Source organism: Pseudomonas sp. 2848 (assembly GCF_003253945.1).
Lineage (GTDB): Bacteria > Pseudomonadota > Gammaproteobacteria > Pseudomonadales > Pseudomonadaceae > Aquipseudomonas.
In genome coordinates, this window is the sequence record NZ_QKZD01000008.1 from 103,537 (window position 1) to 114,428 (window position 10,892).

Below are 10,892 nucleotides of genomic sequence, written 5' to 3' on the forward strand. Positions count from 1 at the left end.
AGCCATCATGTAGGTAGGCCGAGATTAGATTAGGAAAAATAAATCTATCCCCTTTTTTAGAAGCTGCTGAAGCTCGAGTGAGGTACTAATCCATGGGGCAAATAAATAAGGATAGTGTTTTTCGTTTTGTAGAGCTTCAGTGTCAGTTGGTGCTTGAGTTCATGCGGACACACCCCGACGTAAAAGACTTTACATGGCTTCTCGACTTTCCTAAGGCTGGTGAGGTTTTTGTTGGTGGCGATAAATGGCGATTTATTAGGCATGGTTCAGGTTTGCGTTTTGAAAAAAAAGCGTATCAGTCGTGCTGGGTCGTGGATGTTCATAAGTGTTTTGATGATCCCAGGATAATCGATGATTGGCGGCTGCTTCAGTTCTTCGAGTCATCTGGAGAGTGCATGGGTGAGAGTCAAGTTTCGCTGCTGTTAAATGAAATGTGCCTGGGCGGGCATTTGCTTGACCAAGATGGTGGGCAGTATCTTTTTGTAGGTTAACTATGTAGGGCTAGAAAAGCGCGACAAAAAGGGGGCAGATTTAAGTTGCTTGCTCTAATTTCGGTTCTTGGCGGCGAAGGGATCTAGCCATCATGTAGGTAGGCCGAAATTAGAGTAGAGAAAATAAATCGAGAAAATAAATCTGTCCCCCTTTTCTTACCCTTTTCTTAGTCGATATGAATAGGGTGATTGGCGTAGACGCAAAAACTGGAGGTAAGCCAACGAGTACTATGACAGTGATTACTGATCATAAAGGTAATCTTGTGAACGCTTTTCCAGGGAAAACATTCTGAATGTACTGTGCTATGTTGTGGAGTAAGGAAAGGGCCGCTGCGGGGTTGGATGGAGTGCTGAAGGTAATTGAAATTCCTAAAGATGCCATTCCAATGCTCATAAATGCGGATTCTAAAAATTATCCATTGCTCTCGGAACTGTGTCTTGATGATTATGGGTTGTACTCTGGAGGGCAGTTGGATCGGTTGCGGCTTGAGTTGAAAAATATGTCAAGAGCAACGAGTGGAATGGATGGATTTTTTTGTTCTTTGGACGATCTTGCTTTAGAGGCAAGGGTGCTTGGAGAAAGTGTTTTGTTTGATCCGTTTAGGGATTTAAGTAGTTAAGAGGAAAGCAAGAGGAAAGGGGACAGATTTATTTTTCCTACTCTAATTCCAGCTCCTGGCAGTAGGGAAAATAAATCTGTCCCCTTTTTCGGTAGACCCAAAGCTAGGCGGTGTGACGCATCGAATTTTTGTGCCGAATGGTGCTGTTAATGGTATACCGGTGAAACCATGATTGAAGTGGTATATGAACGAATCTCCAAATATGAACTGACTGACTGGGGTGTGATACTTCAGGGCGTCTTGGGTGTTCCTGGTCTTATAGGAAGTTTGCCGGCATTATATGTGGAGAAGTTTGCAAATAAAGAGCTTCAAAGAATTGCTGAGGACAGTCCGGCATATGATTTAATTGTCAGTTTGGCTTGTGATAGTGAACTGCCGGCATCTGAATTGTGTGCGCAATTGGAAAGAATCTGTACACTCCGAAAGTCGGATATGCTCCGATCCAGAAAGGTTTGGCAAGCGGTTGCGTTGGAGGAGTTGTTGTTAAATATAGACTCTGATCCAGTATATGGGTTGATAAAATTGTCTGAATTTTGGTCAAGTTGGGAATGGCCTGCTGACGCACCATTGTCCATGGTTTCAGGTATGGAAGCTTTACCGGAAGATGCGTACCATTCGTCATCGAACTATAAATACGTTGTAGATGAGCATGAGCGGTGGGTGAAAGATCAATTGTCTAATTTGAAGTAAAAATGAGTAAAAATGAGATAGATTTATTTTTCCTACTCTAATTTCGGTTCCTGGCAGCGAAGGGAGCTAGCTGTCATGTAGGTAGGCCGAGATTAGGGTGGGGGAAATAAATCTGTCCCCTTTTTTCTTCCGCCCTACGTACCGGCCAGGCATGATTTTGTGTCGATGGGTGAGTTGAAAGCCGGAGACTTGCTACAGTCCTTGGCTGACGGGACTGGAAACAACACGTCGAGCCGTGTTTCTTCGGTGGAACTGCACAAGGTGGTGGGCGAGACGTTTAACCTCACGGTTGATGTTGGGCACACCTTCTATGTAGGTCAACTTAAAACTTGGGTCCATAATACTGGGCCGTGTGATGTTAAATATGTACCCAATGCAGGCAGTGTTGGCAATATGGGGGAGTTCTTCAAGTTGCCTGGGTTTGGCGCGAAGGTCTATGATGGCTCTACGAAAACCAAACAAATTTATGATGGTCAGAGCGTTTATGTGGCCAATGTAAGTATTGGTGAGAATATTGACAGAGGTGATAAGTTTTATTTGGATGGGAGTTACATGAATCATATTGAGGTTTTTGATAGTCGCCACAAGGCTAAGTTTGTTCTGAGTCTCGATGGTTCGATTAATGAGGCGAAAACAAAGGTTGCTCTTAAGCAAAAGAGGAAGCTGCCAAAATGAATGATTTTTCTGGTGTCGATGCGGTTAGGGCGTTATTCGCTGGAATTGCTCGGGAAAAATTACCGGAGCTTAACCTGAAGGAGCTAAAGGTTAGTTATGGTGAGGATCTTTCTATGCTGTTCGCAAAACGCATAGCTCAACTAACTCAAGATATAAGCAGGCTGGCGTCGAGTCGTGGGGACGCTTTGGCCACTCAGTCCGCGCTTATTCATATTCGAGGTCATGCCATGAGTTTGTGTGGTTTTTTTGATAATATTGCCGAAGATGCCGAGTATTTGTTACTTGAGGCTGAGTGGCCAAGTATACCTGAAGACTATGTTGCACCATCATGAAAGAAGAGGGGTAAGGATAAAGGGAAACGGATCTGAATAGGGGAAAAGGGGACGGGGAAAGGACGGAAAAGGGGACAGATTTATTTTTCCTACTCTAATTTCGATTCCTGGCGGCGAACGGATCTAGCCTTCATGTAGGTAGGGCGAGATTAGAGCAGGGAAAATAAATCTGTCCCTTTTTTAAGGCCAACCCTTCTTCATTTTTTTTCTTACAGATCAAAGGGTTGACTGCTACGTAAGTGCCATTCAGATCTGTCCCCTGTTTTTCTCCTTTTTCTCTTGCCTTCTTCGAGATTTATTCCTGAGGTGATTGTGAATTATTTAGAAATACGCTCCGAGATGGAAATGGTATTTAAACGAGGTATTAGTGAGCGAGGCCTCACATTGTATCAGGCTCTTGGTTATGCCTATGACGAGATGGATCACTATTTGCAGTCTAAGGCTGAGGGCGTGTCCTTGGCTGCCTATGTATCATTATTTATAATTCCCGTCAGGGCTGGGTTGAAATTTATAACGGAGGATCCCTTTACTCAGGATGTCTCCTCTGAATTCGTGGAAGTATATTCCTGTTTGCAGGCTGAAGGATTTTCTCAATTGAATGAAGATGGGTTGGTGATGTTGGTAGATGCCAGTGAGGTCATAGACTGCTTGGATAAGTTTGGATTGGTTTAGTTTGGCGCAATAAAAATGCATGTGCTATTCGGGAAGGACCGTTTTTCCACTTTGATTCCGGTGTCGATGAGGACGAAGGGGCGAGCAGCAATTAATGGTAGGTGGAATTTAAGTGGGAAATTAAGTTTGTCAATTTTCCATTGGTTATTTGAGTTATTGCAAGAAAAGGATAGGTGGTAGTGAAGTTCAATGTAATGTTGGTTTTGTTTTTTTGCTTTGTCTGGCTGCGTAACCAATCAACTGCATTTCGCCGCCTACACTACAGACGCAGAGCTATCTTCAATCAAAAGCAAAATTACTCACTCAACGATAACCATTGTATCCGGCGACGAGCGCTGCACTCACTGTTCCGAGAGTAGTAAGGTGGTGTGGCATGCAGCCAACTACAAAACGGGTTTGTATGAGGGTTTTGCTAACGTCCCAGTCACCGATTGGTCTGAGTTTACCAAACGGTCTATCGGGTCTGATGCAGATGCGAGCATAAAAACCAGAGTCGAGATTGACCGGATTTTCGTCAAGACTTGGGGAAGTCCTGAGTATTATGCGTGCGAGGCCAGGCTCTCGGTGTATGTTGGAACGACCAAATATACGGGGCAGTCGCGTGTAAAAATAAAAATGGCAGGCCAGGAGTTGGTTGGTCGGGATTTGGCCTATCTGAAATCCGAGACATTAAATGCTGTTAGTCTTGCGTTGAAGGCAGCTTACATAGATGCATTTGGTAGGATTGAAGAAGTTTCGCGCTGAATTAGTTATAGGTTTGCAGGTCTATTTTGCTAATATAAATTCGTTTCTTGAGAGGCGGAAAAGAGGCGGAAAAGGGGACGGATTTATTTTTCCTACTCTAATTCCAGATCTGGCAGCGAAGGGATCTAGCTGTCACGTAGGTAGGCCGAGATTAGAGTGGGGAAAATAAATCTGTCCTCTTTTTTCTAAGTAAGAGGATGTGGATCTAATCACTGGGAGGGAATATTTATGATTATAAAGATAGCGGCGTTGACAGAAGAGGCGGGTACATGGGTCTTTCGAGGTGCCCCATACTCTGGGGCGGCATTGGAGTTTGTGGACGGAGATCTCATGTGGGGTGGCTTGTACGACAATGGCTGTTACATAGGTGATTATCGCAGCGAATTTATTTTGGAGGGAGAGTGCGGCGGAATTGAATTTGAACGTGATTACACAGGTGAACAATTTTTTCTGGGGGGTGAAGTCTATAATGGGTTTGCTTATGAGTTTGCCGGTGAGGTTTGTGTCAGTGAACAGCTGTTTGAGTATGGCTGGGTTATTGCGGAGGTTACGTATTATTCAGGGGGACAGCTTCGTTCCCTTGAGGTGGGTGAGGATGTCATACAACAATATGAGTGGTATGAGAACGGCGATTTAATAAATGTAATGCTGTATAAGCGTGATGCCTTCATGATGTCTTTGGGCTTTTCAATGAGTAGATTGCAGCGTTTAACGTTAATGGGAGATTATTTCGGGAAGGTGTCGACGGTTAGTAACTCCATAAGATTCCCTGTGTTGAGAGAAAAGAAGGAGCTTTCGGAGCTTATATGCGGTTCTCGGTTATCGCTAAGTGGGGATGGTGTTGATGAGTCAGCTATTAAGTACTTGTTAAATAGTGAAAATTTAAGCTATGTAAAGGAGTTGTGTGTGGATCGTATCTCCGATTCGCCTGAGACTTTGGCCCGCTTGAGAACCCTTGACCAACTGAAAGAGCTGAAAGTCGCCGAAGATGAGGGGAAGCGTGATTTTTGGCGCAAGTGGTGTGCGGAGTTCAAGGCGCTTCACACGGAATGTGATGTTTACTTCAATAATCGAATGGTAGGTTTGGGGACTTGATGGGCGGTTTGTTCTGTTCGTAGAACTGCCTTCCATATCGGTCTGCAAGTCGAGTTGTTTCTGGTAATCGATAGTGGCGTGTGGCGTTCAGTACCCAGTGGCAGGCTGTTTCAAGGGAGATTCGGTGGCCGATTGAAACGAACACGGGTTTTACATTTTTTTGAGTCCTAAGCGTGGTCCCGATTAGTTCGTCGCCGTCGAACAGGCCTGATTGGCATCCCCTTTCATCAAGGGGAGGTGCGTACTCACCAATGAAGCGACTTTTTCCGCATCCAATAGTGGGTATGTCATAAAGTACCCCCAAATGCGATGCCAAGCCAAACCGACGAGGGTGAGCTATACCTTGCCCGTCGCAGATGATCAAGTCAGGTCGGTGGGTTATAGTTGATAAGAGCTTTACGATAGAAGGCAGCTCTCTAAACGAAAAAAGACCAGGCACATAGGGGAACGAAGTCGTATCCGACCATGCATGCTCTTCGATGATTTCCAGGTTTTCTGCGTCAACCACAACAATAGAGGCAATGAGTGTATCGTTTTCTTTGTGGTAGGCGACATCAATGCCTGCGATACTAGAGATAGGTCCAAGCTGATCTTGCTTGACTACAAGTTCAGATAGTCGTATCTGTAGATCGATAGCCTCGCTAGGGGTTATATCCCAAGGGTGTTGTATGACTGGCTGCATGTGGACTGTTCTCGCTCAATCAAGCGGGTGAGGTTGTCGTAAACGATTCGTAAGATTATGCCATGTAAGAGGCAAATGACCAGCTGATTTACTATTGATCTTGGGCATGAAAAGCATGAAAGGGGCTAAACGTTGGGCGGATCTAGTTTTTCTACTCTAATTTTAGTCCCTATGGGGTCGCAGGGGTCAGGTAATCATGCAGGTCAAGAAAAATAAATCTGTCCCCATTTTCTGATTGGTCCCCATTTTCTGATTGATGCTTTTTCGGAGCCGCCACGACACCCCTAGATGCCTATTCGGATCATGCGGAATATAGATGGTTATATACTGCTGGCAGTATCGAGGAAAAGGCGTAGACGTGGGCTTATTCCATTTTTCACCGCACTTTCCACATTGGCGCACGAACATGAAAATAATCAAATCCTTCGCGAAATTGACAGGGCTTAAAAGGTTTGCGGCTTGGCGAGCCGGCTGGCAGGAACCAGCGTCTGTCGACCTGTTTTCCTATATTGAAGATGTCGTCAGCCCAGAGGACAGTTTGATTTTTTGCAAATGGCTGTTCCCGGATTTCGTCGTGTTCGAGGATTCGGTGATACTGGAAATGAAATTTGACGAGCCCGCATTTCGTGTGTGGCTTGATCATTTTTCAGGCGATAAAGCCGGTGTCGAGAGGATGCTGAATCACACCCATCTGTACGATGTGTTTTCAGGGTGTGGATCTGCGGTGGACGAGGTGGTTTTCGAGCAACTGTCCAATGTGCTGGCCATGTCCTGGCGAATGGTATTGAAGGCGCAATTTCCTGATAGAAGCTTCCACGTAGAGGCTATTAACTCTGATCAGGAGTATGGCCCGGTGGTCACGTTCCATGAAATGCGTGCGACCGTCTCCATGTCGATGACCTCTGGATAGTGCCCCTGCCACGAATACAATCTTTGCTCCACGTCCTGAGACTGCAGATTGACGTCAAGATGATGTCAAATTAATATCGCCTCGCTCGGCCCACCCACCGTAAATGACTACCCTTTTCGTACGCAAGGAAGCCCCCTGTGATCAAGACCCTGTTCAAAGCTGCCGCCGTTCTCTCCGTCGCCCTGTTGTACGGCTGCGCCTCCACCCCTTCGGCAGACAAGATGCAGGCGGAAGTCGCCAACTACGCGTTGCCCAAGGCTGCGGTGGCCGACAAGGCTTTGGTCTATGTGGTCCGCCCCAGCAATGCCGGGATGATGGTGCGTTTCAACGTCTTCCTCGATGACAAGGAAGCCGATTCGGAAATGGGCTACAACCGCGGCAACCAGTACATCTATTTCTACGTGACACCGGGCACTCACGTGATCAGTTCCAAAGCCGAGAACTGGGCCGACATGACCGTGAATGCGAAGGCCGGCGAGGTCATCTACCTCAAGCAGGAAGTCGAGATCGGTGTGGTCATGGCGCGTAACAGCCTCAAGGTGCTGAGCGACCTCGAAGGCCGCTACCTGGTCAAGGACGCGGCGCTGGGCACCATCGCCAAAGAGAGCAAGTAAGCGCTGCCGATCCGTGTGGTGATCGGCATGAACAACAAGGGCGACCCTCGGGTCGCCCTTGTTGTTCATGCCGTGGAAAAAGGCGAAAGAAGGAGCGCGCTCCCAGCAACGCCAACTACTCAGTTCAACCAACTCAACGCCGGCCCCTGCGGCACGATCCGCGTCGGGTTGATGTGGTTGTGCGAGTAGTAGTAATGCAGCTTGATATGCGCCATGTCGATGGTGCGGTAGATCGCCGGGATCTGCGTCAGGCGCACCAGGTACTGATACAGCGCCGGGTACTCGGCCAGGGTCTTGTGGTTGGCCTTGAAGTGCACGTAGTACACCGCCTCGTAGCGGATCAGCGTGGGCAGCAGGAACAGGTCCGACAGGCTCAGCTTGCCGCCCACCAGGTACGGCTGCTTGCGCAGCCGGTGCTCGAGGGTGTCCATGGCCGCGAAGAACTGTTTGTAGGCCTCGTCGTAGCTCGCCTGGTCCGGGGCGAAGCCCATGTGGTAGACCATGCGGTTGATGTTGGTGTGCAGCCACTGGTTGAGCTCGACGATGTCGCAGCTGGAGCGGTCGGGCACCAGGTCGATCGGGGTCTTGGCCAGGGGCAGCAGGCGGGTGGCCATCTGCAGCGCCAGCTCCGCCGAATCGTTGTGCACGATGCGGTTCTGCTGGCGGTCCCAGAGCACCGGCACCGACTGGTTGCCGGCAAAGCCCGGGCGCGAACGCTCGTACAGGCTCGACAGCAGGGTCACGTCCTTGTGCAGCGGGTCCTGGTCGTGCTCGTCGAACTCCCAGCCCTGGTCGTGGCGGCGCGCCGCCACCGAGGTCACGTCCAGCGCGTCTTCCAGGCCCAGCAGGCTCTGCACCAGGTGCACCCGGTGCGAGAACGGGCAGGCGTGGGAGATGTACAGGTGGTAGCGGTTGGGCTCGGCCACCAGTTCGCTGAGGAACAGCTCCTGGACCGACGGGTTGTCTTGGCTGCGGGTCATCTTACCTCCCTACTGCGGTGGCCAGGCTTGGGCATGGGCGCTCGCCGAGGGCGGCGATGCTGTGCTGGATCTTCAGGTTGGCGGCGGCCAGGCCCGCGGCCAGGCTCTCTTCGCCCATGCCCAGGCCTTCGGCGTAGATGAATTCGACGCTGTTCAGGCCGACGAAGCCCAGGGTCTGCGACAGCCAGCCGGCCAGGGTGTCGGTGCCCTGGCTGTAGACGCCGCCGCTGGCGTTGAGCACGTGCACCGGCTTGTCGTCGAGCAGCCCGACCGGGGCGCCGTCGACATAGGTGAAGGTGACGCCGCCGCGCACGATGTAGTCGACCCAGGTGTGCAGGATCGACGGTGCGCCGAAGTTGTAGCGCGGCAGGCCGATCACCACGCGGTCGGCTTCCTGGATTTCTTCGATCAGCTCGTTGGACAGCTTCAGCGCCGCAGCCGCCTCGATGCTGCTGGCGTCGCCGCCGAACAGGGCGTCCATGGTCACCGCATTGAGGTGCGGAATGGGCTGGGCGTGCAGGTCGCGCACCGCCACCGAAGCTTCGGGGTTGACCTCTTTGAGCTGCTTGAGGAAGTTGTCCACCAGTTGGCCGGAGAAGCCGCCATCGGACTTGATCGAGGAGCGGATGACCAGGACCTTGTGATTCATTGCGCGAATCCTTTCTGTGATGTGTGTGGCATGCAGTCTTGAGCAATCGGGCGGGAGTGAAAAGCGCAGATAATCAGGGTTTTACCCTTAAGGTTGTCATGTATCGGCAGGGGCTTTGCGTTGAAACGAGCGCGGGGCAAGCCCGCTCTCACAGTAGGTGTGAAAGTGGGCTTGCCCCGCGATGAAGGTGATGTGCGATTACGCCGTTACCACTCCCGCTTGAGCCTGAACTTGCTCAACTGCGCGCTGGCGATGCGGGTCTGGCTGCCGTCGGCGTTGACCCGCCAGGCCTCGGCCTGGGTGAACATCAGGTTACGACCGTCGCGGATCACCTTGGCGTGGAACAACACCTCGGTGTCGCGCGGCGTGGCCGACAGCAGCAGGGTGTTGAAACTGTTGGTCAGGGCGTACTCGTCCGGCCCCAGCAAGGGCAGGGTGGCGAGCATGCTGGTGACGTCGAGCATCGAGTAGATCACCCCGCCGTGCAGGGTCTGGCTGAGGTTGTCGATGGCATCGGTGACGGTCAGCCGGCAGGTGCACTGGCCGGGGGACTGTTCCAGCATTTCCAGCCCGCAGTAGCGCTGGTAGGCGTGTTCGAGCAGTGCGCGCGAGTGCGCGGCGGCGTGGTCGCTGATGGTGCTCATGGTGTGATCCTTCACAAGTGCCGGGCAATGATTTCCAGCATGATTTCGTGGGTGCCGCCGCCGATGGCCAGCAGACGGGCGTCGCGGTGGATGCGTTCGACCAGCGAGGGCTCGACGCAGCCGTGGGCGCCATGCAACTGCACGGCGTCGCGGGCCAGGGTTTCCAAGGTCTGCACGGCGCTGTTCTTGGCGATGGCGACCTGGTGCGCGTCCAGGGTGCCTTCGGCCTGGCGGGCCACGCAGGTGTCGACGAACTGGCGGCTGACCGTCAGCTGCGCGTAGTGCTCGGCCAGGCGCTGGCGGATCACCGACTTGTCGAACAGTGGCTTGCCGCCGACCTGGCGGCTCTTGCACCAGTCGATGGCGGCCTGCAGGGCCATGTCGGCACTGGTGATGGCCATCACCGCCAGGTTCAGCCGCTCCTGCTGCAGGCTGGCCTGCAGCAGGCGGCCCACGCCACCTTTCTCGGTCAGGCGGATGGCCGGCACGTTCTCCAGCTCCAGGTCGGCCAGCGGCAGGCAGCGCCAGCCCAGGGCGCGGCGCGGCGTATGGCGGATACCGGCGGCCGAACCCTCCACCAGGAACAGCGCCAGGCCGTCCTCGCAGTGGCCGACCATCAGCAGCCAGTCGGCGCGGGTGGCGTTGCAGATGAACGCCTTGTGCCCGTTCAACCGGTAGCCGTCGGCCTGGCGCGCGGCGCGGCACTCCAGGGCACGCAGGTCGGAGCCGGCCTGGCGCTCGGTGATCGCCAGGGCGATGCTCTGGCGGCCGTCGAGCACCGCCGGCACCAGGTCGTGGACGATCGGGTGGCCGGTGGCCTGCACTGCCTTGAGGCTGACGAAATGCGAGCCCAGGCCCATGGTGATGCCCTGGGCGCCGCTGCGGGTCAGTTCCTCGATGAGCACGGCCACCGCCCGTGGGTCGTCGGGCAATTGCCGATGGTCGTGTCCCAGGCCCAGCAGGCCGGCGGCGCCGGCCTCGCGGTTGAGCGTGGCGGGGTAGGCGCCGAGCTGTTCCCAGGCATCGATGTTCGGCGTGATCTGCGCCTGGACAAAGGCTTGCAGGCGCTGGCGGTATGCGTCAGTCATGGCGGC

The 10,892-nt window shown here is 52.4% G+C and carries 15 protein-coding genes; 10 read left to right on the forward strand and 5 right to left on the reverse strand.

The window, feature by feature from the left end:
* Window positions 1–92: 92 nt before the first annotated feature.
* The 8 genes from DFS21_RS17220 to DFS21_RS17255 all read left to right on the forward strand — a co-directional run bounded on the left by DFS21_RS17220 (window position 93) and on the right by DFS21_RS17255 (window position 5,319).
* The gene (locus DFS21_RS17220) at window positions 93–491 is read left to right on the forward strand and encodes a hypothetical protein (protein ID WP_111532709.1); all 399 of its coding nucleotides are present in this window, start codon (window positions 93–95) and stop codon (window positions 489–491) included.
* A 305-nt stretch (window positions 492–796) separates the two neighbouring features.
* Window positions 797–1,111 carry a hypothetical protein gene (locus DFS21_RS26505; RefSeq protein ID WP_146603148.1) on the forward strand — a complete coding sequence of 105 codons (315 nt, stop codon included), beginning with the start codon at window positions 797–799 and terminating at the stop codon, window positions 1,109–1,111.
* A gap of 168 nt (window positions 1,112–1,279) precedes the next feature.
* Window positions 1,280–1,801 (forward strand): DUF2247 family protein, encoded by a 522-nt coding sequence (locus tag DFS21_RS17230; RefSeq protein ID WP_111532710.1) that lies wholly within the window; start codon window positions 1,280–1,282, stop codon window positions 1,799–1,801.
* A gap of 165 nt (window positions 1,802–1,966) precedes the next feature.
* On the forward strand, window positions 1,967–2,476 hold the full coding sequence (locus DFS21_RS26820; RefSeq protein WP_218281292.1) for a hypothetical protein: 510 nt from the start codon (window positions 1,967–1,969) through the stop codon (window positions 2,474–2,476).
* Entirely contained in the window at window positions 2,473–2,808 is a 336-nt protein-coding gene (locus tag DFS21_RS26510) for a hypothetical protein (RefSeq protein WP_146603149.1), read from the forward strand. Before DFS21_RS26820 ends, DFS21_RS26510 begins: the two co-directional genes overlap by 4 nt.
* A 312-nt stretch (window positions 2,809–3,120) precedes the next feature.
* Entirely contained in the window at window positions 3,121–3,480 is a 360-nt protein-coding gene (locus DFS21_RS17245) for a hypothetical protein (RefSeq protein WP_146603150.1), read from the forward strand.
* Between the two features lie 366 nt (window positions 3,481–3,846).
* Window positions 3,847–4,224 carry a hypothetical protein gene (locus tag DFS21_RS17250; protein WP_256591412.1) on the forward strand — a complete coding sequence of 126 codons (378 nt, stop codon included), beginning with the start codon at window positions 3,847–3,849 and terminating at the stop codon, window positions 4,222–4,224.
* Between the two features lie 228 nt (window positions 4,225–4,452).
* On the forward strand, window positions 4,453–5,319 hold the full coding sequence (locus DFS21_RS17255; RefSeq protein ID WP_111532713.1) for a hypothetical protein: 867 nt from the start codon (window positions 4,453–4,455) through the stop codon (window positions 5,317–5,319).
* Here DFS21_RS17255 and nfi read toward each other — a convergent pair.
* Window positions 5,288–6,001: a deoxyribonuclease V gene (nfi, locus tag DFS21_RS17260; RefSeq protein WP_111532714.1), complete on the reverse strand. Its 714-nt coding sequence runs from the start codon at window positions 5,999–6,001 to the stop codon at window positions 5,288–5,290. The two genes, DFS21_RS17255 and nfi, sit on opposite strands and share 32 nt — an antisense overlap.
* Window positions 6,002–6,407: 406 nt before the next feature.
* Between nfi and DFS21_RS17265 the strand changes: the two genes are divergently transcribed.
* Together DFS21_RS17265 and DFS21_RS17270 are read left to right on the forward strand one after the other, a co-directional pair.
* Window positions 6,408–6,911 (forward strand): hypothetical protein, encoded by a 504-nt coding sequence (locus DFS21_RS17265; RefSeq protein ID WP_111532715.1) that lies wholly within the window; start codon window positions 6,408–6,410, stop codon window positions 6,909–6,911.
* Between the two features lie 221 nt (window positions 6,912–7,132).
* Window positions 7,133–7,525 (forward strand): DUF2846 domain-containing protein, encoded by a 393-nt coding sequence (locus DFS21_RS17270; RefSeq protein ID WP_031314530.1) that lies wholly within the window; start codon window positions 7,133–7,135, stop codon window positions 7,523–7,525.
* 119 nt (window positions 7,526–7,644) lie between these two features.
* Here DFS21_RS17270 and DFS21_RS17275 read toward each other — a convergent pair whose 3' ends face one another.
* The 4 genes from DFS21_RS17275 to DFS21_RS17290 all read right to left on the reverse strand — a co-directional run bounded on the left by DFS21_RS17275 (window position 7,645) and on the right by DFS21_RS17290 (window position 10,886).
* Complete coding sequence (locus DFS21_RS17275) at window positions 7,645–8,505, reverse strand: glutathione S-transferase C-terminal domain-containing protein (protein WP_046856513.1); 861 nt, start codon at window positions 8,503–8,505, stop codon at window positions 7,645–7,647.
* A gap of 1 nt (window position 8,506) precedes the next feature.
* Window positions 8,507–9,154, reverse strand: a complete 648-nt coding sequence (locus DFS21_RS17280; RefSeq protein WP_023629104.1) for an FMN-dependent NADH-azoreductase — start codon at window positions 9,152–9,154, stop codon at window positions 8,507–8,509.
* A 206-nt stretch (window positions 9,155–9,360) separates the two neighbouring features.
* Window positions 9,361–9,798, reverse strand: coding sequence for a PaaI family thioesterase (locus DFS21_RS17285; protein WP_028692820.1), 438 nt, complete (start codon window positions 9,796–9,798; stop codon window positions 9,361–9,363).
* A gap of 11 nt (window positions 9,799–9,809) precedes the next feature.
* Window positions 9,810–10,886, reverse strand: a complete 1,077-nt coding sequence (locus tag DFS21_RS17290) for an acyl-CoA dehydrogenase family protein (RefSeq protein WP_111532716.1) — start codon at window positions 10,884–10,886, stop codon at window positions 9,810–9,812.
* Between the last annotated feature and the right edge of the window lie 6 nt (window positions 10,887–10,892).

What these genes read in the sequence shown, in the direction of transcription:
- DFS21_RS17220 (WP_111532709.1), top strand. Translation starts at nt 93, where the DNA reads ATGGGGCAAATAAATAAGGATAGTGTTTTTCGTTTTGTAGAGCTTCAG.
- DFS21_RS26505 (WP_146603148.1), top strand. Translation starts at nt 797, where the DNA reads ATGTTGTGGAGTAAGGAAAGGGCCGCTGCGGGGTTGGATGGAGTGCTG.
- DFS21_RS17230 (WP_111532710.1), top strand. Translation starts at nt 1,280, where the DNA reads ATGATTGAAGTGGTATATGAACGAATCTCCAAATATGAACTGACTGAC.
- DFS21_RS26820 (WP_218281292.1), top strand. Translation starts at nt 1,967, where the DNA reads ATGGGTGAGTTGAAAGCCGGAGACTTGCTACAGTCCTTGGCTGACGGG.
- DFS21_RS26510 (WP_146603149.1), top strand. Translation starts at nt 2,473, where the DNA reads ATGAATGATTTTTCTGGTGTCGATGCGGTTAGGGCGTTATTCGCTGGA.
- DFS21_RS17255 (WP_111532713.1), top strand. Translation starts at nt 4,453, where the DNA reads ATGATTATAAAGATAGCGGCGTTGACAGAAGAGGCGGGTACATGGGTC.
- nfi (WP_111532714.1), bottom strand. Translation starts at nt 6,001, where the DNA reads ATGCAGCCAGTCATACAACACCCTTGGGATATAACCCCTAGCGAGGCT.
- DFS21_RS17265 (WP_111532715.1), top strand. Translation starts at nt 6,408, where the DNA reads ATGAAAATAATCAAATCCTTCGCGAAATTGACAGGGCTTAAAAGGTTT.
- DFS21_RS17270 (WP_031314530.1), top strand. Translation starts at nt 7,133, where the DNA reads ATGCAGGCGGAAGTCGCCAACTACGCGTTGCCCAAGGCTGCGGTGGCC.
- DFS21_RS17275 (WP_046856513.1), bottom strand. Translation starts at nt 8,505, where the DNA reads ATGACCCGCAGCCAAGACAACCCGTCGGTCCAGGAGCTGTTCCTCAGC.
- DFS21_RS17280 (WP_023629104.1), bottom strand. Translation starts at nt 9,154, where the DNA reads ATGAATCACAAGGTCCTGGTCATCCGCTCCTCGATCAAGTCCGATGGC.
- DFS21_RS17285 (WP_028692820.1), bottom strand. Translation starts at nt 9,798, where the DNA reads ATGAGCACCATCAGCGACCACGCCGCCGCGCACTCGCGCGCACTGCTC.
- DFS21_RS17290 (WP_111532716.1), bottom strand. Translation starts at nt 10,886, where the DNA reads ATGACTGACGCATACCGCCAGCGCCTGCAAGCCTTTGTCCAGGCGCAG.